We start from the raw sequence: 20931 nt of genomic DNA, 5'->3' as shown, positions 1-20931 counted from the left end.
ATTTACTTCAAAAATAATAAAGAAAAAACTGCAAGAAGTATCTTTCTCACAGTTTTAAAATCATTTAATACTCTTCGAAAATCAAATTCAAACCGCGTCAACGTCGCCTTGTCGTGTAGATGTTACTGACTTCGTCAGTTCTATCTACAACCTCAAAGCCGTGCTTTGAGCAACCTGCGGCTAGTTTTCTAGTTTGCTCTTTGATTTTCATTGAGTATAACTCTAAAAACACGAACATTACTCTTTGTTCAAAAATTGATCCAAATAATAGCGCAGATAACTTTTCTTGCCTGTAATCATCTGCAGACGACCCTCCACCCCGTACCGAAGTTTTTCAGCCTGCTCAGAAGTTAGATTAGTCTCCGCCTCGATTTTAAAGAAATTCCCTTTCTCAGTCTTAGTAGCTGTCGCATCAATACTTGTAATAGTAGAATCTAAGAAAAGTTGATTCTTGGCATCATGAGTCGTAGTATAGCGAACAGAATCACCGACCTTGATTCTTGCTACATCTTTTGAACTTAGATAAGCTGTGAGTTTGGCTTTCCCTTCTTTTTCCAAAGACGGATAGAGTTGGGCTAGTAGGGCACCTTCTGCTACCATGATAGAATCACTGGTCTCAGTATTAAGATGAAGCACCCCATCCTCACTCGCCGTAATTTTCCCCTTGTCTAAAAGATTTCCCTGTACCTTCTTACCTGACTCTGCCTCCAAGATTTTCTGCTCTAGAAGGGTCAATTCCTGACCAACCTTAGCCAAGTGTTGGGATTTGATAGACTCCAATTGACTGCTTAAGCCTGACGCATAGGCTTGCTGGGTACCTGAACCTGCATACTGGACACGATAAGTAGCAAGACTGGATTCTAACTGAGAAAGCTGCGCTTCAACCTGCGCAACAGCCTGAGCCTTAGCTTGCGGATTTTCCTCCCCCTGAGATTTGTAGGACTGGTAGAGAGAGTAGGCTAGATTCTGACTGGCCAAGGAAGCACCTGTTTCAATAGCTGACTTAGCTGTCTGGTAATCGCGAATTTTAGCCTCTGTTTGGCTGATGAGATTGCCGATTTCGGCTTGGGTTTGACTAGCTGCTGCATTCTGAGACGCGATGGTTTTGTTTTGTTGCGATGTACTAGCCCTAAGACTGCCTGCTTGACTGATGTAGTCGCGAAAGGTGGCTTGGTAGCCAAATTTATCCTCCTCTGGAAAGTAATCCGTCCCTTCTTGCAGACTTTTTTGCAAATACTCCAATTGCTTTTTTTGATCCTTGAGCATGTCCAACTGACTGCCATAAGCCTCTGCTTGGATACCTTCTGCCCCTTCCTGGTATTGAACAAGAAGCTCCCCCTTCTTAACCAGCTTATTTTCTTCCAAATGATTGACAAGAATGCGATTGTTGCTAGTTGACTGGATATTTGCAAGGATACGACTAGGCTCAACAGTAGCCCGAGTTGACAAACTCATCTCCTTCTCTGCCAAAGTTGCAAAGCCAAGCAAAAACACGAGCAGAAGGAACATAGGTACAATCACCCGACTGGAAAAATTATGATAACGACGGTTATAAAACTCCGCACTTTCTAAAAATTCTGGTTTCATCCTCTCCTCTTTCTAGCTATTGACCAAATGGGCATAAAAGCCACCCTGTGCAAGCAAATCAGCATGCTTTCCTTCTTCAACAATCTTGCCCTGATCCAAGACAACAACCTTCTCTGTCCGCTCAGCAATGGTCAAGCGGTGAGCAATGAAAATCAAGGTCTTGTCCAAAGACATCAGATTATCAACAATTCGCTTCTCTGTCAAAATATCCAAACTGCTGGTCGCCTCATCCAATATCAGAACAGGCGCATCTGTCAAGAGAGCACGCGCCAGAGCGATTCTCTGCCGTTGACCACCTGAAATTCCTGCCCCATCCGAAGTCAATTCTGTCTGGTAATTCAGTGGCATGCGCTCAATATCCTCCCGAATCTCTGCCAATTCGACCGCCCGTAAGATATCCTCCTGAGTCGTCCCCTCCTTGGCTCCCAAAAGAAGATTGTCCAAAATCGTTCCGTTAAAGACATAGGGCTGTTGAGGCAGATAGTTGATATACTGGCGCAAGGCCTTTTTATCAATCTGATTGAGATTGACACCACCCAGACTAATCTCCCCTTGACTTGGGTCGTAAAAATTAACCATCATCTTGGCCAATGTCGTCTTACCTGACCCTGAAATTCCCACAAAAGCCACCTTAGAGCCTTGGGGAATAGTCAAATTGATATCCGACAAGACATCTCGACCATAGCCATACTTGTAGGAAACCTGCTTGAGGGTCATATCTCCCTTCATCAGGCTCAGATCCTCAACTGTTTTCTTCTCCTCAAACTCAGAAGCTACCAGATACACTTCATTTAGACGGTTATTGGCAACCTGCGCTGTCTGAAGCTTGGTTTGCAGATTGATGATATTTTCCAAAGGATTGGTAAAATAAACAAGCAAGGTATTATAGGTAATCAACTGCCCCAAACTCATCTTGCCATCCATGACCAGAACAGCCCCCATCCAGAGAATGCCGACATTGAGCAAGAGATGGGCAACTTTTTTCAGAGCCTTTTGCTGACTTTCTGCCCGACTATAGGTAAAGGATTTTTTCAGATAATCCACAAATTCCTTGTCAATCTTTTGGTAACGCTGACTTTCACTGGTCAAGGACTTAATAGTCTCAATACCGTTGATATCCTCGATGATAGAGGAAGACAGAACCGCATTAGCTTCCATGGTATCCCGATTCATCTTTTCAAACGGCTTCATAAAGGCAAAGATAATCACTGTATAGATAGGAAGCGCCAATAAAGTCATGAAAAAGAGATTGGTATTTTGTGAAAATAAAACAAGGGAAATAATGACAACCGTTGACACATCTAGGAAAATCGAAAGGATGGTCGAAGCCAGCGCATCGATAATACTGTTAGCATCCGTGAAACGAGACACGATTTCCCCTGTCCTGCGTGTCGCAAAGAAGGACATGGGCAAGTGAAAAACATGCTTGATATAGGACAAAATCACATCAATCGACAAGCGTTGCCCCAAAACAAGTAAGAGATACTCCTGAGCGTAAGACAAGATCTGCTGGAGAATATAAACGATAACCAACCCAATAGAAATAATCCCCAACGTCGAACGCATCTGATCTGGCACATAGGTATCAATGATAGACTGCAAATAATAAGAACCCACAATGTTAATCAAGGTTACCAAGAGCGTTGCCAAAACGATATTAGCAATCAAGCCACGCTGCTTCACTAATATAGGGATAAAAGAGAGCAGACCATTCTTTTGATCCTTATGAGGCTTGTAGTCTGGACTAGGTGCCATAAAAAGAGTCACTCCTGTCCATTCTTCCGCAAAGCGCTCACGTGGCAGTTTGGTCAATTTAACCCCAGGATCTGGATCAGCAATATGAATGCTATCCTTGTCCTGCCCAGTCACCACATAGTAGTGGAGCAATTTCCCTTCCTTAAGAACATGAGCAACAAAAGGAAAGGTCAAATCTGGCAAGTCAAAGAGCGTCATATCCGCCTTAATGGCTCGCGTCTCAAAACCAATTTCCTCTGCCACCTTAACCAAGCCCAAAGCCGTTGTCCCATCCATGGTTGTCTTGGCCAATTCTCGCAAGTGAGCCAAAGAATAGTAACTACCATAGTAACCAAAAACCATGGCTAATGAAGCTACACCGCAGTCCATCTGATCCACCTGCGGACGATAGTGACGTTTCCCAAATTTCATATTCATCTCCTTTTTCCTAAACTCATCTGATAACAACTATCTTACCCCAATTCCTAAACAAAAACTGGACTTCCTTCCCAAATGCGCCTATCTACCTCCCAAATGCACTTTTGGGATAAAAAAATAGGCAGAACAAATGTCCTGCCTACTAAAAATATGGTATGAAAGGAAATTGATTTTTTACTGTCACCCTAGGCAAACTTGGAACAAATAAATCATTGATAGTAACATTTACGACATCCTATTTAAAGTTACTTCAATTTCCAATGTCCCCGTTATTTATAAGCCACCTCTGGTATGATCCATTCCTAGTCAGAATAGATAACACCGTTCTAAATTACGATTCATAGTCACTCCTTTTTTTTGATTCGTTACACAAGACACCTATTCCCTATAGAGCGTCTACTGCTTTAAATTTATCTATTCTTTTTTTCTTTACTTCTATATAAAAGAATGAATATCATCACAAATAATGCAACCGTGGGTATATTAAAATTATCAAACCAAGTAGGTAAAGATACTTTATTCATATCAGCTACTAATCTGATGATGATATAAGACATTGAACTAAGTAATACCATAATTTCAGGCCAAACTTTCAATATTGATTTAACGAATTTCATATTAAACTCCAATGTGATGCATTCTTAGATTCTACCCTAACCATTTTCAGCGAAGACTAACAAGTCATTCTTAACTGCTCACTCTACTTGCTTTTTATTGACCTTATACCCTAGATAAAAGAGCCCAAATAAAACGGGGTAAATTTCTGGATAAAATAAGGTATTGATCGGATTTTTTAACATCAAATACGTTGCGATGTAGATTATGAGCGATACGGTAAAATATCCCTCAGCGAATCCTAATAAAAATGTTTTCATAAGAAACTCCTAATTACCTGACAAGAATGGCGGAAAAACTCTACCATTCACATGCACAAAATCCTTTTGATTCATGTTCTTCACTTATAGTTTTGATTATTTTTTGACAAATCTTTGCGAAAAATACCAAAATATCCTGCGAAAAGCAAACCAACTAAAGTCCATTGCCAATTAAAGGATACTAACGAACCTGTACGAATCACATGAAGCGCGAGATTAAGAGTTATTCCCAATAAAGGAAATATAGTGGCTAGTTTAGGTAACAATGTATTAAGATTAAAGTTGCGGTTGTTCATTATCTAACGCCCACGACGGGCCAAATCTGAACCGAATTTGTAACCAGCACTAAAAATTTGTACAGCAGCATTCAGTACTCCTGCAATCCCAACTGCTTCCGCAAGACCAAAACCACCTTTTGTTCCCACTAATTCATCGTCAGATAATTGATAAAATTGTTCTAAGTTCATATTCGTCATTACTCCTTTGTATTATATTTTATTGCTATGTAAATGATTAAAATGAGTATTGGATAAGTAAATACTTCTGAAATATCCATAAAATTTACACTATACTGTCCAGATAATATTTTATAATCAATTAAAATTTGAACGATAGTAAAAATAATACGTAGCGATAACAATCCCCCTAATAATATCACTTCTTTTTTTAAAAACATAGAAATGCCTCTCTGACTACAATCAGATTATGGTCTATTCGCATAATACCCCAAAGCTGCTCCTCCAGCAGGAAGTAATAATCCTTCGATAACAATCAATAAACCTACTTCAACTTATTCACTTTGCTCTACGATTTCAAATTGATTCAAATTTTGCATGTTATACCCCTCTTTAAATAATACTAGCTAAGCCAATAGTGAGTCCCACTAATAAACCTACCATCCCTGAAGCTGATATAATAATAGCCGCAAATTCGTTTGAAAAATTCATTGATTTCTCCACAGTGTTTTATCTTATCTGAAGTAACCCCATGCAGCTAGCCCTACAGCGGATAAACCACCGACAACATACCCTGCAACCTTGATTCCTACTGGAACTGCTACTACCGCTGCAGGAAGTACTCCTCCATCAACTGTTGCTAGTTCTTTTTCTGTCATTGCTGTAAACTGATGATCATTTACTAAAATATTCATTTTAAGTTCTCCTTGTTCTTATTTACTTTTAATTTAAATATTTCTTTTTTATTAATATAGTATGTCAATGCTACTAACAAAATACAGCTCTCCAACGATACCTTTTCTAAATTAAGTAGAGAATAAATTAATAATATGCTGTAAGCTGTTAAAGCAAATCCTACATATATTTTTTTTAACATTCTATTCATAAAACTTACCCAAAGTTTTATTTTAGATTTTTTCCAACTTGATAAAGACCTGCTCCTAGTATAATAGCCCCTCCTGTTACAGAAAAACCTTTAAACGCAGCTACTCCAAACGCAACTACTAGTGGTGCAATCCCCCCATCTACATTCACCAACTCTTCTTCTGTAAGAGCTACAAAGTTCTGTTCCATTTTGTCAAAATTTGTCATCTTTTTTCTCCTCAATTTATATATATTTTTATATGTTTAATGTTTATCCTCTAAGCCACTTAAATAGCCAAGTTGGATAAATAACTGAAATAATCATTTCTAATCTCCTTCCTTTTCTTTCTTACTTATTTATTCGAAAAAGAATTCGAAAATGTACAACTAAATTAAATTTTATTTGAAAAATAATTTAGTAAACCATGGATAGAAAATTGGTAGATACATGAAGCAAACTCCTTTCTGTTTCCTCTTACTTATCTATTCGAAAAAAATTTCGAAAATGTACAACTAAATTAAATTAAATTTATTTGAAAAATAATTTAGTAAACCACGGATAGAAAATTGGTAGATACATGAATTAGGCTCCTTTCTGTTTCCTCTTACTTATCTATTCGAAAAAAATTTCGAAAATGTACAACTAAATTAAATTAAATTTATTTGAAAAATAATTTAGTAAACCACGGATAGAAAATTGGTAGATACATGAATTAGGCTCCTTTCTGTTTCCTCTTACTTATCTATTCGAAAAAGAATTCGAAAATAAACAACTAAATTAAATTTTATTTAAAAAACAATTTAATAAACCACGGATAGAAAATTGGTAGATACATAAACCAGGCTCCTTTCTTTTTTCCTCTTACCTATCTATTCGAAAAAGAATTCGAAAATGAACAACTAAATTAAATTTATTTAAAAAATAACTCAGTGAACCATGGGTAGAACATTGATATAAACATGAACTAGGCTCCTTTCCTTTTCCTCTTACCTATCTATTCGAAAAAGAAGTCAAAAAAATAAGAATATCAGAAAATTTTCCGACATTCTTATTGATAAACTCATCCAAGTATAACAGATATTAGACATTGAGATGTTTTTTTAGGGTTCTTCTGGCTGTCCGTGATACGGGGAAGTGCAAGCCTTCTAACAAGGTCACTTCTGTCGCAGTCATCTCTTCAATGGCCTGTAAACTGACCAACGTATTGCGATTGGCATAGACAAAGTAATCTTTTTCAGCCTTGGCAGCAATATCCTTGAGACTGCCATAAATGGTCTTGATAGAATGATTGGCATAATAGACCTTGATACGATGAGATTCCACTGAAGTTTCAAAGGCTAAAATCTCATGGTAGGGCAGAGTAAAGCCCCGTCTCCCCTCAAAACTATAGGTGAAGAGACACATATTTTCCCTCTTATCCACTGCTAATACATAGTCCAAACAGCGCTCCAGCTGATGACGGTAGTCCTCCTCAGACTGATCCTTGGAAATAAAATCCAAGGCAGACAAGTGGTAGCGAAAAGCTAGAGGCAAGGCCTCCGAGTGCGTAGACACAAAGACAATGCTTGTAAAAGGATCCTGCTCCCGAACCTGTTGAGCAACCTGAAAGCCCCGTTCACGCTCTCCATCAATCTCTAAATCCAATAAATAGAGCTGGTAATGGTCAAAATACTGAGAATACTTTTCAACATCTCCATAGTTTTTGGCAATATCAATTTCCAATCTTAAATTGCGAGAGCGACCAATATCTAGTAAAGTCTGCTCTATCCTTCCTTGCTGGACTTTATCGTCTTCCAAAACTAAAATTCTCATTCCTCTCCCCCTCGTTTCTCATCCTTAAATGGCAATTCTAAATCTTGTCTAAAGGTCGTCTCTCCTAGCTGGGTATCTAAGTTTAAATCATAATGAAAAACCATATCCTCCAAGATTGCTAAGCCCAGTCCACTGTGGTTACCCTTGGTCGAATAACCCTTTTGACTGAGAATGCTGGGATTCAGCTCTTCTTTCTTACGAGTGTTTTCAATGATAAAACGGACACTCCTATCGCCTGCCAATAAAGCAACCCGAATCTGCGGATTTTCCGCCTCACTGGCTGCCTCTAAGGCATTTGTCGTGAGGATAGAGAGGATACGGATAGCCTCCAACATCGGCAATGCTAGTTCTTCTACGACCCCCACCGTCTCCAAACTAAAATGAATTCCCTGCTTATCTGCCACAATCATGGCTTTTGCCAAGGTATTACGAATGGCTATATCATGGATATTATGAAGATTAAAGGCCGTGTAATCCGCCTTCCTCAGCTTTTCATTGGTCTTTAGAAAGACATCTTGATAAATGGTAGAAACTTCAGTCATGTCTTGATTAGCTATGGCAGGCTCCATACTAGCGACAATCCCTGCAAAATCATGACGGAAACCTCGAACCTCATCATAGAGATGACCCAACTTATCCACCATTCCTTGCAAGGAACGATTTTCATCTTCCTGTCTCTGAATGGTCTGCTCATCACGATAAACCTGCTCCAAATGCTTGATGTAAAAGAGCCAAGAGAAAAAGAGAATGAAAATCAAGAGAGAAATGGTCGTGTCAAAACGAGCATAGAAAGAACAATTTATATTTGTCATAAACGAAGAGAATATCCTAAACACAGTCAGAGGTAGGATAATGAAAAAACTCTTATAATAGTGGGTTTTGAAAGCATCTGAAAAGAATAAATCCAAATCCAAAGAACAACGCTTCATCATAACTACTGTCAGTACAAGAGCTAGTAGAGAAAAAGTAGAATTAACAATACCATTTCCTACTTCTGATAGCATATCTATATCTAACATCCGAATATAGAACAATACCAATAAATAGCGAATACTCTGATAAAAACTAAAAAGATAGAATGAAAGAAATAACGATTCCCCCTTTTTCTTCCTATTCACATAGAAAATAAGGTAAAAAAAGATTAAAACTTCCAAATACATAATTTCAAAAAAAGTTTTACCAGCTATTACTTGCATCATTAATAAATAGACTATGTATCTCTTTTTACGAAATTCCGGTATAATTTGGTAACCTAGATAAATTGGAGGAACTATAATGGAAACCATCAGCAATAAAGCAAATAGAATCTCCTTAATAAAAGTCAAAACCATACTATCCAATCACAGTTTTAGTTGGTGCTGGACTACAATACCGAGGTTGGCAAAGCCCAAACAAAGAACAAAAGAAATTCCCTCCACCATTCACTTCCTCCAAAACCTCTGGAGTTAATTCTTCAAATTGTTTCAATTCTTCAAATGTATTTTTCATTTCCATGACAGACTCCTTTTCATTATTTTATAGATAACTCTATCCCCTACCCCATCTACAAAAGGCTTTAGTTTCCTTTTAAAATACAAGAAATCTAAAGCCTCCTTAAAATGGTATATTGGTTAGAGCGTTAACGATTAGTTGTGAAGATGTTATTTTTATTTAACCACAACCACTTTATAATATTCGTTTGAGTGTGGAGATTCAATCTTAATTTTTTCACCGTATAAACCATCGATTTCTTTATCCAGATAATCTGAAACTCCTGATGGCAAACGTTTCATCTTAAGAATTTCACCAGATTGATCCGCATAGGCTAGGATGTGATAGTGGGTTGTAGCCATACCATCATCAATTAATACAAAGTAACCTGTTTTGAGCTTACCTTGCTCATTTTCTAAATAGTATAGTTTATTGTTATTGATTGTGAAACTGGTAGCTCCAAGACGAAGTCGTGCACCTGGATTTTCTAAATAAACATCATTGCCAACTTTTTTAATCTCTGAATAGGTTGTCATTGCTGGGATATTAACCACACGATGTCCATTTTCATCAAAGTAGTAGCGATTTGGTAAGTTTTGGAAGTTCTGTACAACCGCCTTAGAATCAATTTCTTGTCCTTCTTCTTTATTATCCACTAAAGCTAAGGTAGTATTTGCAACCTCATCCCCGTATTTGTCGGAAAACTTCTTGAACTCAGGTTTAATATACCAAGTGTTTTTTTCAATAATAACATCGTCACCTTTAGCATTTAGCAAATATTCTTGCCCATCTCCAAGTTTGACAATATCATGAATATTGTATCCAGCATCTTTTCTATTTGCTAGATAGCCATCCTTACCAATGACATAACTTTCCCCATCACTGGCTGGAACAGCTCTATCTGCGACCATAGCACCTGATTTTTCAAAGTAAGACCATTTACCATCTATGAACTCCCAACCTGTCATCATAGAACCACTAAAATGAAGATAGTACCATGTAGACCCTTCTTGGTACCAACCTGTACGCATGGCGCCACTATCTGCTAGGGAGTACCATGTGCTTCCTTCCTTGTACCAGCCAGTACGCATAGCACCACTATCTGCTAGGGAATACCATGTATTTCCGTCTTTGAGCCAGCCTGTCTGCATTTTACCAGTGCTGTCGAAGTGATACCATGAGCCAGCATTTTGTACCCATTTATCCTTAGCGAGACTACCATCTTGTGAAAGATTCCAGTCAGACCCATTTTTAACCCAAGTATCTGCAGCCTGTGCTTGGTTGATAGATAAAAGTAGACCAGCACCTACAAGCAAACCAAGTGTGAGTAGTTTAGATTTTTTCATAGCCATTTCCTCCTTTATTGAATAGCTATAAGAGGACTTCCCTCTTTATTTAGCTATATTCTAATACTTTTCATTGTCAAAGTCAATAATATTGTGAAAGATTATACAATATTACCAATATCTACGAATTGTATTTTGAGCTATACCATATTGCTATAACTCTATAAAAATCCTTTCTTTTTTCTCCTTTTTGGAGATTGATTTTTTCTGACTCTATTATATCCCTTATGTCTCCTCAGATTTCTACTGTCCCTAGAAAGACTAAATCTGTTCCTAAACGGTCACTTGAACCAAATAAAAAATTCCAAAGCAAGTGCCTTGGAACTCCTATATCTACTCAACAATCACTTTTGTCATATCAAGAGCCATTGGTTGATAGTATACATCAGGGTGCTTATTATCCCTAATAATCTCACCATATTCAACAAAACCAAACGATTTATAAAAATTAATCACTTTATCTTCATTGACACTATCCAAATAAACCATTTTACCCCCTAAAATGCTCTGGGCTAATTGAATTTTGTCAACAACTAATTCCATAACTTGCTGACCAGTAATTTTATTAAAGTGTAAATTTCTTCCAAATTGAGCAATCAAAAGTCCTGGTATATAATTTAAGTTTCTCGCGTTTTTCCCACTTAAAACAAAAGATTTTTTGCTATCATTATCTAATTCTTGAACATTAACAATTTTTAATGTTAGTGTAAAAAAACCTAAAATCTCAAATCTATCTCCTGATATCTCTTGATCAATAATAATAAAATTTCTCGATTTATGTGTCAGCTCTGTTGTAATTGCGTCATTTTTAAGATACTCTAACATATCCTCATTTTTACCAAACGACACTTGCTCAGAAACAATCTTAGAGAAGTTCTCACGGACTTTTTGACGTATTCTCCGTTCATTAGTATATTCAGGATTTCTAGTAATAACGGTTTGTCGTATGAATTTGATGACATCCCCTAGTGATAAGGCATATAATTTCATACTTTATCTTACCAGCTTCTCTAAACCTAGCAAGGAAGGTTGTTCTTGTTTATCTGTATTCTTTTTGATAATATCAAGCAACAAATCAGTTGATTTAGAGGCTTGAATTTTGTCAAAATCTTCTTTTGTGAGTGTGATATCACGAGTAATACTGAATGTAGCCACGAGTATACTTCCTTTCTCTTCTACTAAGTCCATTATAACGTGTTTTTCCCATTTTTACAAGGATATCCGATATTCCTCATTTCTAAAAACCATCTACTTTCGTTACCTTGGAACTTCGATTTCTATTTTGCTTGAATGATTTTAACCACATCTCCTACACTTTGGAGTTGGTCAATTTCTTCATCACTGATTTCGATATTAAATTCATCTTCCAGTGTCAAGATAAACTCCATCAAGTCAACTGAGTCAGCATCCAAATCGTCTTTCAGACTCAAGGATTCTGTTACGACAAAGTCCTCTCCCTGTCGCTCTTGGATAATGGTCACAATACGGTCAAAAATTTCTTTTTCTGTCATCTATTTTATTCTCCTGAAAATTCACACGCAGTCTGGGCAACTACGTCTGTTTCTAGCATGGTACGAATCTGGCGGATTGTACTATAAACAGCCTTGGAATCGCTTGAGCCATGAGTCTTGACAACAGGTGCCTTGACGCCAAACAAGACTGCTCCACCAACATCTGAATAGTTGAGCTGTTTTTTCAAACCTCTGAGGCTATCCTTGAGAAGGAGAGCACCTAGTTTCGCTCGAAGACCACCACCTGTAATAGCTGTCTTGAGCAAGCCCATGATTCCAATGGCTGTCCCTTCAATGGATTTGAGCACAGCGTTTCCCGTGAAACCATCTGCCACGACAACATCCGCAACGCCATTCATCAAATCACGCGCTTCCACATTTCCGATAAAGTTCAAACTTTCATCAGCTGCTAGTAATTCGTAGGTTTCCTTACGAAGCGGGTCGCCCTTACTACTTTCTGTTCCATTGTTAAGCAAACCAACACGTGGTTGCGCAATACCGCGGACATTTTTAGCATAGAAGGAACCTAGAACCGCGTATTGATGGAGGTGCTGGGCTGTATTCTCCGCATTGGCACCGAGATCCAGCATGTCAAAACCCTTCCCATCTACAGTCGGCAAGGTCGACATAAGGCCTGGTCGGTCAATGTTCTTGATACGACCCACGATGAAAAATCCTGCTGCTAGTAAAGCACCTGTATTCCCAGCCGAGAGGACAGCGTCTGCTTCACCCTCTTTGACAGCCTTGGCCGCCAAGACCATACTGGCATTTTTCTTCTTCCGAATAGCTCTCGTAGGTTCATCGTCTGAATCAATCTTTTCATCCGTATGGATAATGCTGACGCGCTCTGTCGCTGTCAGATATTGCTTGATTTTGCTTTCATCTCCGTAGAGTTGAACCTCAATATCTGAAAAGTCAGCCAGGGCTTGATTGACCCCCTCAACGATGGCCTGAGGTGCGTAATCGCCCCCCATGGCATCTACTGCGATTTTTTTCATTTGTCTTCCTCTTTTAGTAATTGACCCCATTCTGCTAGGGAATCAATAAATTTCTTTGATTTTAGGTGAATTCCTACGTACTCTTCGTAAAGCTGATCCATAAATTGGCGTAGCTCTTGCTTGATTTCAGGCTTGAGCGAAATGGTCTCCAAGGTCTCAAAATCAATGGCTTGAAATTGATTGAGCAGATAAGGGATGTTGGGATTGAGATGGCAACGTCTCTCATCTTCATGATAATGCTCTGGACAGAGGCAGGCTCCATATTTGAAAGAAAAGTCAAAAGCCTGACCCACCCGATGGCAAAAGACACACTCATTAAAATTAAGACTGATTCCAAATCGGGTCAAGATTTGGATTTCAAAAATATTGGTCAAAACCTGATAATCCAAACCCTCTTCCATCAACTCCAAAGTCTTTTGCAAAAAAGCAAACAAGGGAGCATCCTGCTGATTGTCCTGCAAACTAGCATCTGCAAGAGCCGCCACGTAGATCGCATAGGCCATGACAAAGAGGTCACTATTAATCTTGGGAAAGGTCATGACCTCATGATAGTCCTCGATGTAGCTGAGCCCGTCATCATTGATTCGTAAGAGAAATCGTGCCAACACCAAGGGCTGAATAACAGGAGCTAGCTTAGACTGACCAGCGTGTTTAACGAAAAACATGCGCTTGCCAGCCTGCTCTGTAAAAATCTTGACTAACTTGTCATCCTCACGAAAGTTACGATTGTAGAGCACCAAGCCTTGACTCGTGATAGACTGAATCATGCTTCTCTCATGTACTCCTCAAGTCGTTTCATGGCTTCTTTGATAGTCTCCATGCTGGCTGCATAAGACAGGCGAACATAACCTTCTCCATAACGCCCAAAGGCAGCACCAGGGATAAAGGCAACAGCCTTCTTCTGAGCAAAATCCTTAAGAAAGGCAAAGGAATCTTGATTATAGCCCGCTGGAATCTTAGCAAAGATATAGAAGGCACCGTCTGGTTTGATAATCTCAAAACCAAGAGCAGTCATTTTTTCGATGATATAATCCCGACGCTGGATGTATTCCTTCTTCATAGGTTCCGCATCATTTTTACCAGCCGTCAAGGCTTCCACCGCAGCGTGTTGGGCCATGGTATTTGCGGCAGTGACCAAGTACTGGTGACTCTTAATCAACTGAGCTGTAAAGGCTGCAGGAGCGAAAATCAGACCCAAACGCCAACCGGTCATGGCATGCGATTTAGACAAACCATTGATAATAATAGCCTGATCTCTCAACATTGTTCCTAGAGACACATGGGCTTCGCCCGTATAGGTCAATTCTGAATAGACCTCATCACAGACAACGAAAATTTCGTACTTGCGTAAAACGTCTGCCAAGGCCTCCAACTGCTCCCGACTATAGGTAATTCCTGTCGGGTTGGCTGGATAGTTGAGAATAACCGCTTTGAGCTTATCACCCTGCTCCAAAATGGCCTTTTCCAACATCTCAGGAGTCAAGACAAAATTATTTTCAGTCGTATCAATCTCGACAACCTCTGCCCCAACTAGATTAACAATCGGTTCATAGCCTGGATAAGCAGGAGCTGGCAAAAGCACCTTGTCTCCCTCTTCCAAAATAGCCGTCAAAGTCGCAGATAAGGCCTCTGTCGCCCCAATTGTAACCAAGATTTCATTTTCAGGAGCATAGTCCAGTTGGTACTTTTCCTTAACAAAGTCACTGGCCGCCTGACGTAAGGTCAGCAGACCACTCATCCCTGTATAGTAGGATTGGTTCTGGTCAATCGCTCGCTTGGCCGCTTCCTTGACATGATCTGGCGTTGTAAAATCAGGTTCTCCCAAGGTCAAACGCAAGACCCCAGGAATCTCCGAAATAGCCTGGTCAAACTGACGAATCAACGAAACTTGAATCTTATCTAACTGTTTATTAAAGCGCTTAGTTAAATCCATAGATACCTCCTACTTTCAAAACGTATCTCTATTATACTACAAAAGCCCCACGACCGCAAAAATACATGATAGAATAACGCTAGCATAACAAATTGAAGTATGTTAATTTAAATTCATTACAACACTATGTTTTTAGAATACTCAATGAAAATCTCATGAGACTAGGAATCAAGGTGAAAGCATAACTAAAGTTAGGTAAGCCGAAGATGACAACGTATCATGAGATTTTCGACGAGTATTGAGGTTTTGATAATCTTCGTTACAACTATTCTAGCACCGTTACTGATTACTATTATCGGTAATGTCATTTCTGAGTGGATAGTCAGAAAGTGGTTAGATAAGCGCGACAAAAAAATATAACCTGAGTTTAGTTTTAATGTAACTGGACAAAAAGAAATACCAGAGGTGGAGCTCTGGTATTTTTGTTTTTGCCAAGACTTCGTTACAGTTCTTGTAAGATTATTATTACATAATTAGCACTACTTGTCAAATAATTGTTAGCTCCACTTTCTATTTTACTTTTCCTATTTACAAGTCTATAATGGTAACAGATTCTATTTGGAGGTTTTTATGTCATTTCTATCCAAAAATGGAGCAGGCATCTTGGCCTGCCTTCTCATTTCTATCCTATCTTGGTACTTAGGAGGATTCTTCCCTGTCATTGGCGCGCCCGTTTTTGCGATTTTCATAGGCATGCTTCTCCATCCCTTTCTATCGCCTTATAAACAACTGGATGCTGGATTGACCTTTAGTTCTAAAAAACTGCTCCAGTATGCCGTTATCTTGCTTGGTTTTGGTCTCAATATCTCGCAAATCTTCGCAGTCGGGCAATCTTCGCTCCCTGTCATCCTGTCCACCATTTCAATAGCCTTGATTGTTGCCTACCTCTTCCAGCGCTTCTTTGCACTGGATACAAAACTGGCTACCTTAATCGGAGTGGGGTCTTCGATCTGCGGTGGTTCTGCCATTGCGGCAACAGCGCCCGTTATCCATGCCAAGGAAAAGGAAGTAGCCCAAGCAATCTCCGTTATCTTTTTCTTCAATGTCTTGGCTGCACTCATCTTTCCGACTCTAGGAAGCTGGCTTCACTTATCAAATGAAGGCTTCGCCCTCTTTGCAGGAACTGCGGTCAATGATACCTCCTCTGTAACCGCCACAGCCAGCGCCTGGGATAGTCTTTACCAGACCAATACCCTCGAATCCGCAACCATTGTCAAACTCACACGAACCCTTGCTATCATCCCCATCACTCTCTTTCTCTCCTACTGGCAAAATCACGAGCAAGAAAATAAGCAAGGATTGCAACTGAAAAAAGTCTTCCCACTTTTTATCCTTTACTTTATCCTTGCATCTCTTCTAACCACCCTTCTTACCTCTCTCAGTGTGTCCAGTAGTTTCTTTACTCCTCTCAAACAACTCTCCAAATTTCTCATTATCATGGCCATGAGTGCTATCGGTCTCAAAACAAATCTGGTAGCCATGATTAAATCTAGCGGAAAATCTATTGTTCTCGGAGCCATCTGCTGGATTGCCATCATCCTCACCAGTCTCGGGATGCAGACCCTTATCGGCATTTTCTAACACAAAAGGTAGCCCATCAGCTACCTTTTTCTTATGCTTCCTCAATCAAGCGAGTATGTTCTCTCTTGATGCAACGATTCATCACGATGTCATCACATCCACCAGCACGCAAAATCTCTTCCGCTTCTAGATTTTCAAGTCCTAGCTGCGCCCAAAAAATCTTAGCATCAGCCTTGAGAAAATCACGCGCCACATCAGGCAAAAACTCGCTGCGACGGTAAACATTGACAATGTCTACAGGAAAAGGAATCTCAGCGAGGCTGGCATAAGCCTTTTCACCCAAGATTTCGCCACCTGCCGCCTTGGGATTGACTGGGATGATTTTATAACCTCGAGCTTGCATTTCCTTGGTCACTCGATTGCTGGTTGTTTCCTCACGGTCTGATAAACCCACTACAGCAAGGGTTTTACTCGTTGCTAGATACTGACGAATCACACCATCACTTGGATTGATAAATTCTTGACTCATAGAAATCCTCCTTTTTCATCAGTATAGCATATTTTGAAAAGGCTTGCAGAATTCTACTACAAAAAAAGGAGGACTATCCCCCTTTTTATTTGGCCTCGTACCAGGTTGCCCCTTCATTTTCGTCTGCAATGAGGGGAACACTGAGTTGAATGGCTTCTTCCATGGTTTGTTTGACCAATTTTTTCATCTCTGCCAATTCAGATTTCGGAACTTCAAGGACGATTTCATCGTGCACTTGTAACAGCATCTTGGTCTGGTAACCACCTTCAACCAGAGCCTTGTCTAGCTGAATCATGGCAATCTTGAGAATATCTGCCGCAGATCCCTGAATAGGGGAGTTGATGGCTGTCCGCTCCGCAAAACCTCGAATATTAAAGTTACGCGAATTGATATCTGGTAACTCACGACGACGCTTGAAGAGGGTCTCTACATAGCCCTTATCACGCGCCTCACGCACCACCTCATCCATGTAGTTTTTAATACCTGGGAAACGTTCAAAGTAGGTATCAATGTAGACTTTAGCCTCCTTACGGCTGATGCCCAGATTATTAGACAAACCAAAGTCTGAAATCCCATAAACTACTCCAAAGTTAACTGCCTTGGCATTACGACGATCGTTTGCAGTCACATCCTCAGGACGTTCAATACCAAAGACACGCATGGCTGTCGAAGTATGGATATCTGCCCCCTCTTGGAATGCCTTAATCAAGTGCTCATCCTTAGAAATATGCGCCAAAACACGCAATTCAATCTGTGAATAGTCGGAGCTGAGAAGGACACTATCCTCCCACTCAGGTACAAAAGCCTTCCGAATGAGACGGCCTTGCTCCAAACGCACAGGGATATTTTGCAAGTTTGGATCCACACTAGACAGACGCCCAGTCTGGGTTAAATCCTGCACATAGCGGGTATGAATCTTACCATCAGCCAAAATCCAGTCCTGCAAACCAATTACATAAGTCGATTGAATCTTGGCAATCTGACGGTAATCCAGGATTTTCTTAACAATCGGTGCAATAGGAGCCAGACGCTCTAACACATCCACCGCTGTCGAATAACCAGTCTTGGTTTTCTTGGTGTATTCTAGAGGAAGACCAAGCTTTTCAAAAAGAAGCACGCCCAACTGCTTAGGCGAGTTGATATTAAACTCCTCACCAGCTAACTCGTAAATCTCTTGAGTCAGTTTTTCAATAACAAGCTCATTTTCAGCCTGCATCTCAAGTAAGGTCTCTTTCTTGACCCTAATCCCAGCGATTTCCATCTTAGCAAGGACAAAGGCCAGAGGTTGCTCCATATCATAGAGAAGCTCTAATTGCCCATTTTCACTGAGTTTTTCAAGCAAAATAGGCTCTGTTTCAACCAAAACAGCAAGCTTACGAGCCAAGTATTCCAAGAATTTCTCGCGTTCAGGAATGGCCTTCTTGACCCCCTTACCATAGAAAGTCTCATCATCGACCAAGTAAGTCTGACCATAAAGACTAGCAATAGTCGCAATTTCATTGTCCTCCACAGTCGAAAGGAGGTATTTAGCCAAACGGCTATCAAAGGCAGGAGCCTGCAAATCCACACCAAAACGATTCAAGAGAACTTTAGTCTTCTTAAAGTCATAAACTCTCAGAGATGTTTTTTCTAAAAAGTCCTTGAAAATCGGCTCTTGCAAAAGTTCAAGCTTGTCTGTGGCATAGAGCTTATCTCCACAAGACCAAGCAAATCCAACCAAATCATCCGTATGGTAATTCTCACTAAAAAGCTCAAAATGGAAGATAGACTCTTCACTCAGCATCTCTTGACTGACTTGGTCAACGATAGTAAAGTCCAAACTCTCAGCCACATCAGCTGACGATGCATTTAAAGCCTGCTTGAGCTGTTTGAAGCCCATCTCATCGTAGAATTTCCCGAGATTTTCAACATCTGGACCACTATAAACCAAATCCTCCAAACCAATCTCAATCGGTGCCTTGGTATCAATGGTCGCTAGGGTTTTCGACAAAAAGGCCAGTTTCTTATCATGGATGAGATTTTCCTTCATCTTAGAAGCCTTCATCCCATCGATATTTTCATAAATACCTTCAAGCGAACCATACTCCAGCAATAGCTTGATACCCGTCTTTTCACCAATTTTGGTCACCCCAGGGATATTATCCGACTTATCACCCATGAGCGCCTTGAGATCGATAAACTGAGTCGGTGTAATGCCCATCTTTTCCATAAGATAGTCTGGCGTAAAGGCCTCAAACTCAGCCACACCTTTCTTGGAAATCTCAACCACTGTATGCTCATCCGTCAGCTGAATCAAGTCCTTGTCCCCACTGACAATGGTAATATCAAAACCAGCCTGCTCAGCTAGTTTATCCAGTGTTCCGATGATATCATCCGCCTCATATTGAGTCAACTCATAGTGGCGAATCCCCATATGATCCAGCAACTCACGAATGAAAGGAAATTGCTCACGAAACTCATCAGGAGTCTTAGCCCGACCACCCTTATAGTCCGCATACATCTCTGTACGGAAGGTCGTCTTCCCCGCATCAAAAGCCACCAAGATATGACTCGGCTCAACCCGCTCCAACAAATGGCTCAACATCAACTGGAAACCATAAATCGCATTGGTATGTAAGCCAGCCGCATTCTTAAAACGGTCCAACTGCTGATAGAGCGCAAAAAACGCCCGAAAGGCCACAGAAGACCCATCAATCAATAATAATTTTTTCTTATCCATACACCCATTATAAAGGAAAGCACCAAAAAATACCATTGGAAAGAGCCAGACCAAGTATTTTTCATACTTTTTCCGAATAAATAGATAGAGCCAGAGAATCTAGTAAAACTAGATTTAAAACTATGGTATAATGAAAGGAGAAGAAATATGGCTGTACGTCATCCGGGCATCAGCCCGACCAATGATTTGGTTGCTAAAAAAATCTTCAGCAATCCAGAAATCACTTGTCAATTTATTCGCGATATGCTGGACTTGCCAGCCAAAAATGTGACTATTTTGGAGGGAAGCAACATTCATGTCTTGCCTTCCCTGCCGTACTCAGCTCAGGATTTCTATACCAGTATAGACGTTTTAGCTGAACTAGATAATGGAACGCAAGTAATCATTGAGATTCAAGTGCATCATCAGAATTTTTTCATCAATCGCCTGTGGGCTTACCTGTGCAGTCAGGTCAATCAAATCCTCGAAAAAATTCGTCAGCAAGAGGGTAATACTCATCAGAGTTACAAGCATATCGCGCCTGTTTACGCTATCGCAATCGTAGACAGTAATTATTTTCAAGATGACTTAGCCTTTCACAGTTTTAGTATGCGCGAAGACACGACAGGTGAAACCTTAACCATCACAAATAATGGACAAGAAAACCATCTAGTCAAGATGGCATTCTTGGAACTAAAAAAATATAGAGAAACCAGCAAAGACGAGGTTCGTAAACCGTGGTTGGAGTTTTTGGGGAACAAGCCCTTTACTCAACACCCCGAGCGGGCCATCAGCCAAGCAGATCAACTGCTGGACTATAAGAGCTGGTCCGAGGAGGACAGGAAAATGTTTAGTCAACTACGTATGCGTGAAGAACAAGCCTTACTCGCTCATGACTATGCCTTGGAAACTGCTAGGGCTGAGGGGATTGAACAAGGACTGGAACGAGGACGAGCAGAGGGTATCGAAGAGGGATTAAAAGTAGGTCTAGTAAATCTCGTTCGTCAAGGCATTCTGACTTCAGAGGTTGCCAGTCAACAGCTGGGCATGACCGTCACTGAGTTTGAGACCTTGTTGTAAGACTAGCACCAACGATCAAGGAAACCATCTAGTCAAGATGGCATTCTTGGAACTAAAAATATGGTCCATACACTACTAA

General features: G+C 40.1%; 23 protein-coding genes. 2 read left to right on the top strand and 21 right to left on the bottom strand.

What is annotated here, in order from left to right:
- Positions 1 to 237: 237 nt before the first annotated feature.
- The 19 genes from comB to SK629_RS00260 all read right to left on the bottom strand — a co-directional run bounded on the left by comB (position 238) and on the right by SK629_RS00260 (position 15024).
- Positions 238 to 1587 carry a competence pheromone export protein ComB gene (comB, locus tag SK629_RS00345; RefSeq protein WP_042900086.1) on the bottom strand — a complete coding sequence of 450 codons (1350 nt, stop codon included), beginning with the start codon at positions 1585 to 1587 and terminating at the stop codon, positions 238 to 240.
- 12 nt (positions 1588 to 1599) lie between these two features.
- Positions 1600 to 3753, bottom strand: coding sequence for a peptide cleavage/export ABC transporter ComA (gene comA, locus SK629_RS00340; RefSeq protein WP_042900085.1), 2154 nt, complete (start codon positions 3751 to 3753; stop codon positions 1600 to 1602).
- A 416-nt stretch (positions 3754 to 4169) separates the two neighbouring features.
- On the bottom strand, positions 4170 to 4376 hold the full coding sequence (locus tag SK629_RS00335) for a hypothetical protein (protein ID WP_042900084.1): 207 nt from the start codon (positions 4374 to 4376) through the stop codon (positions 4170 to 4172).
- A gap of 78 nt (positions 4377 to 4454) precedes the next feature.
- Positions 4455 to 4634: a hypothetical protein gene (locus SK629_RS12535; RefSeq protein WP_042900083.1), complete on the bottom strand. Its 180-nt coding sequence runs from the start codon at positions 4632 to 4634 to the stop codon at positions 4455 to 4457.
- A gap of 80 nt (positions 4635 to 4714) precedes the next feature.
- The gene (locus tag SK629_RS12530; RefSeq protein WP_080710141.1) at positions 4715 to 4930 is read right to left on the bottom strand and encodes a bacteriocin immunity protein; all 216 of its coding nucleotides are present in this window, start codon (positions 4928 to 4930) and stop codon (positions 4715 to 4717) included.
- A gap of 3 nt (positions 4931 to 4933) precedes the next feature.
- Entirely contained in the window at positions 4934 to 5101 is a 168-nt protein-coding gene (locus SK629_RS00325; RefSeq protein ID WP_080710149.1) for a class IIb bacteriocin, lactobin A/cerein 7B family, read from the bottom strand.
- A gap of 8 nt (positions 5102 to 5109) precedes the next feature.
- Positions 5110 to 5310 carry a hypothetical protein gene (locus tag SK629_RS00320; RefSeq protein WP_042900081.1) on the bottom strand — a complete coding sequence of 67 codons (201 nt, stop codon included), beginning with the start codon at positions 5308 to 5310 and terminating at the stop codon, positions 5110 to 5112.
- A gap of 294 nt (positions 5311 to 5604) precedes the next feature.
- Complete coding sequence (locus tag SK629_RS00315) at positions 5605 to 5784, bottom strand: Blp family class II bacteriocin (RefSeq protein WP_001024119.1); 180 nt, start codon at positions 5782 to 5784, stop codon at positions 5605 to 5607.
- Between the two features lie 208 nt (positions 5785 to 5992).
- Positions 5993 to 6181 (bottom strand): class IIb bacteriocin, lactobin A/cerein 7B family, encoded by a 189-nt coding sequence (locus SK629_RS00305; RefSeq protein ID WP_042900080.1) that lies wholly within the window; start codon positions 6179 to 6181, stop codon positions 5993 to 5995.
- Between the two features lie 853 nt (positions 6182 to 7034).
- On the bottom strand, positions 7035 to 7766 hold the full coding sequence (locus SK629_RS00300; RefSeq protein WP_042900079.1) for a response regulator transcription factor: 732 nt from the start codon (positions 7764 to 7766) through the stop codon (positions 7035 to 7037).
- The gene (locus SK629_RS12395) at positions 7763 to 8578 is read right to left on the bottom strand and encodes a GHKL domain-containing protein (protein ID WP_042900188.1); all 816 of its coding nucleotides are present in this window, start codon (positions 8576 to 8578) and stop codon (positions 7763 to 7765) included. Before SK629_RS12395 ends, SK629_RS00300 begins: the two co-directional genes overlap by 4 nt.
- 520 nt (positions 8579 to 9098) lie before the next feature.
- On the bottom strand, positions 9099 to 9260 hold the full coding sequence (locus SK629_RS12390; RefSeq protein ID WP_125421253.1) for a ComC/BlpC family leader-containing pheromone/bacteriocin: 162 nt from the start codon (positions 9258 to 9260) through the stop codon (positions 9099 to 9101).
- Between the two features lie 152 nt (positions 9261 to 9412).
- Positions 9413 to 10582, bottom strand: a complete 1170-nt coding sequence (locus SK629_RS00285; protein ID WP_042900078.1) for an N-acetylmuramoyl-L-alanine amidase family protein — start codon at positions 10580 to 10582, stop codon at positions 9413 to 9415.
- A gap of 333 nt (positions 10583 to 10915) precedes the next feature.
- On the bottom strand, positions 10916 to 11572 hold the full coding sequence (locus SK629_RS00280; RefSeq protein WP_042900077.1) for a hypothetical protein: 657 nt from the start codon (positions 11570 to 11572) through the stop codon (positions 10916 to 10918).
- A gap of 3 nt (positions 11573 to 11575) precedes the next feature.
- A complete protein-coding gene (locus tag SK629_RS12385) occupies positions 11576 to 11737 on the bottom strand; it encodes a hypothetical protein (RefSeq protein WP_185776750.1) in 162 nt (53 codons plus the stop codon).
- 122 nt (positions 11738 to 11859) lie between these two features.
- Complete coding sequence (locus SK629_RS00275) at positions 11860 to 12093, bottom strand: acyl carrier protein (RefSeq protein ID WP_000136445.1); 234 nt, start codon at positions 12091 to 12093, stop codon at positions 11860 to 11862.
- A gap of 5 nt (positions 12094 to 12098) precedes the next feature.
- Positions 12099 to 13091 (bottom strand): phosphate acyltransferase PlsX, encoded by a 993-nt coding sequence (plsX, locus tag SK629_RS00270; RefSeq protein ID WP_042900076.1) that lies wholly within the window; start codon positions 13089 to 13091, stop codon positions 12099 to 12101.
- A complete protein-coding gene (recO, locus tag SK629_RS00265) occupies positions 13088 to 13858 on the bottom strand; it encodes a DNA repair protein RecO (RefSeq protein ID WP_042900075.1) in 771 nt (256 codons plus the stop codon). The genes plsX and recO overlap by 4 nt, the downstream gene beginning before the upstream one ends.
- Positions 13855 to 15024 (bottom strand): pyridoxal phosphate-dependent aminotransferase, encoded by a 1170-nt coding sequence (locus tag SK629_RS00260; RefSeq protein ID WP_042900074.1) that lies wholly within the window; start codon positions 15022 to 15024, stop codon positions 13855 to 13857. The genes recO and SK629_RS00260 overlap by 4 nt, the downstream gene beginning before the upstream one ends.
- A gap of 570 nt (positions 15025 to 15594) precedes the next feature.
- On the opposite strand from SK629_RS00260, the gene SK629_RS00255 reads away from it, so the two are divergent.
- A complete protein-coding gene (locus SK629_RS00255) occupies positions 15595 to 16605 on the top strand; it encodes a YeiH family protein (protein ID WP_042900073.1) in 1011 nt (336 codons plus the stop codon).
- 31 nt (positions 16606 to 16636) lie between these two features.
- Here the strand turns inward: SK629_RS00255 and SK629_RS00250 are convergent, their stop codons facing one another.
- Positions 16637 to 17074 carry a CoA-binding protein gene (locus SK629_RS00250; protein ID WP_042900072.1) on the bottom strand — a complete coding sequence of 146 codons (438 nt, stop codon included), beginning with the start codon at positions 17072 to 17074 and terminating at the stop codon, positions 16637 to 16639.
- Positions 17075 to 17159: 85 nt separating this feature from the next.
- Entirely contained in the window at positions 17160 to 19793 is a 2634-nt protein-coding gene (polA, locus tag SK629_RS00245; protein WP_042900186.1) for a DNA polymerase I, read from the bottom strand.
- Between the two features lie 147 nt (positions 19794 to 19940).
- Between polA and SK629_RS00240 the strand changes: the two genes are divergently transcribed.
- Positions 19941 to 20852, top strand: a complete 912-nt coding sequence (locus SK629_RS00240) for an Rpn family recombination-promoting nuclease/putative transposase (RefSeq protein ID WP_042900071.1) — start codon at positions 19941 to 19943, stop codon at positions 20850 to 20852.
- The last annotated feature ends 79 nt before the right edge of the window (positions 20853 to 20931 follow it).

Source organism: Streptococcus mitis, assembly GCF_000722695.1.
GTDB classification, from domain to species: Bacteria; Bacillota; Bacilli; order Lactobacillales; family Streptococcaceae; genus Streptococcus; species Streptococcus mitis_O.
This window is presented reverse-complemented; position numbering and strand designations above follow the sequence as displayed.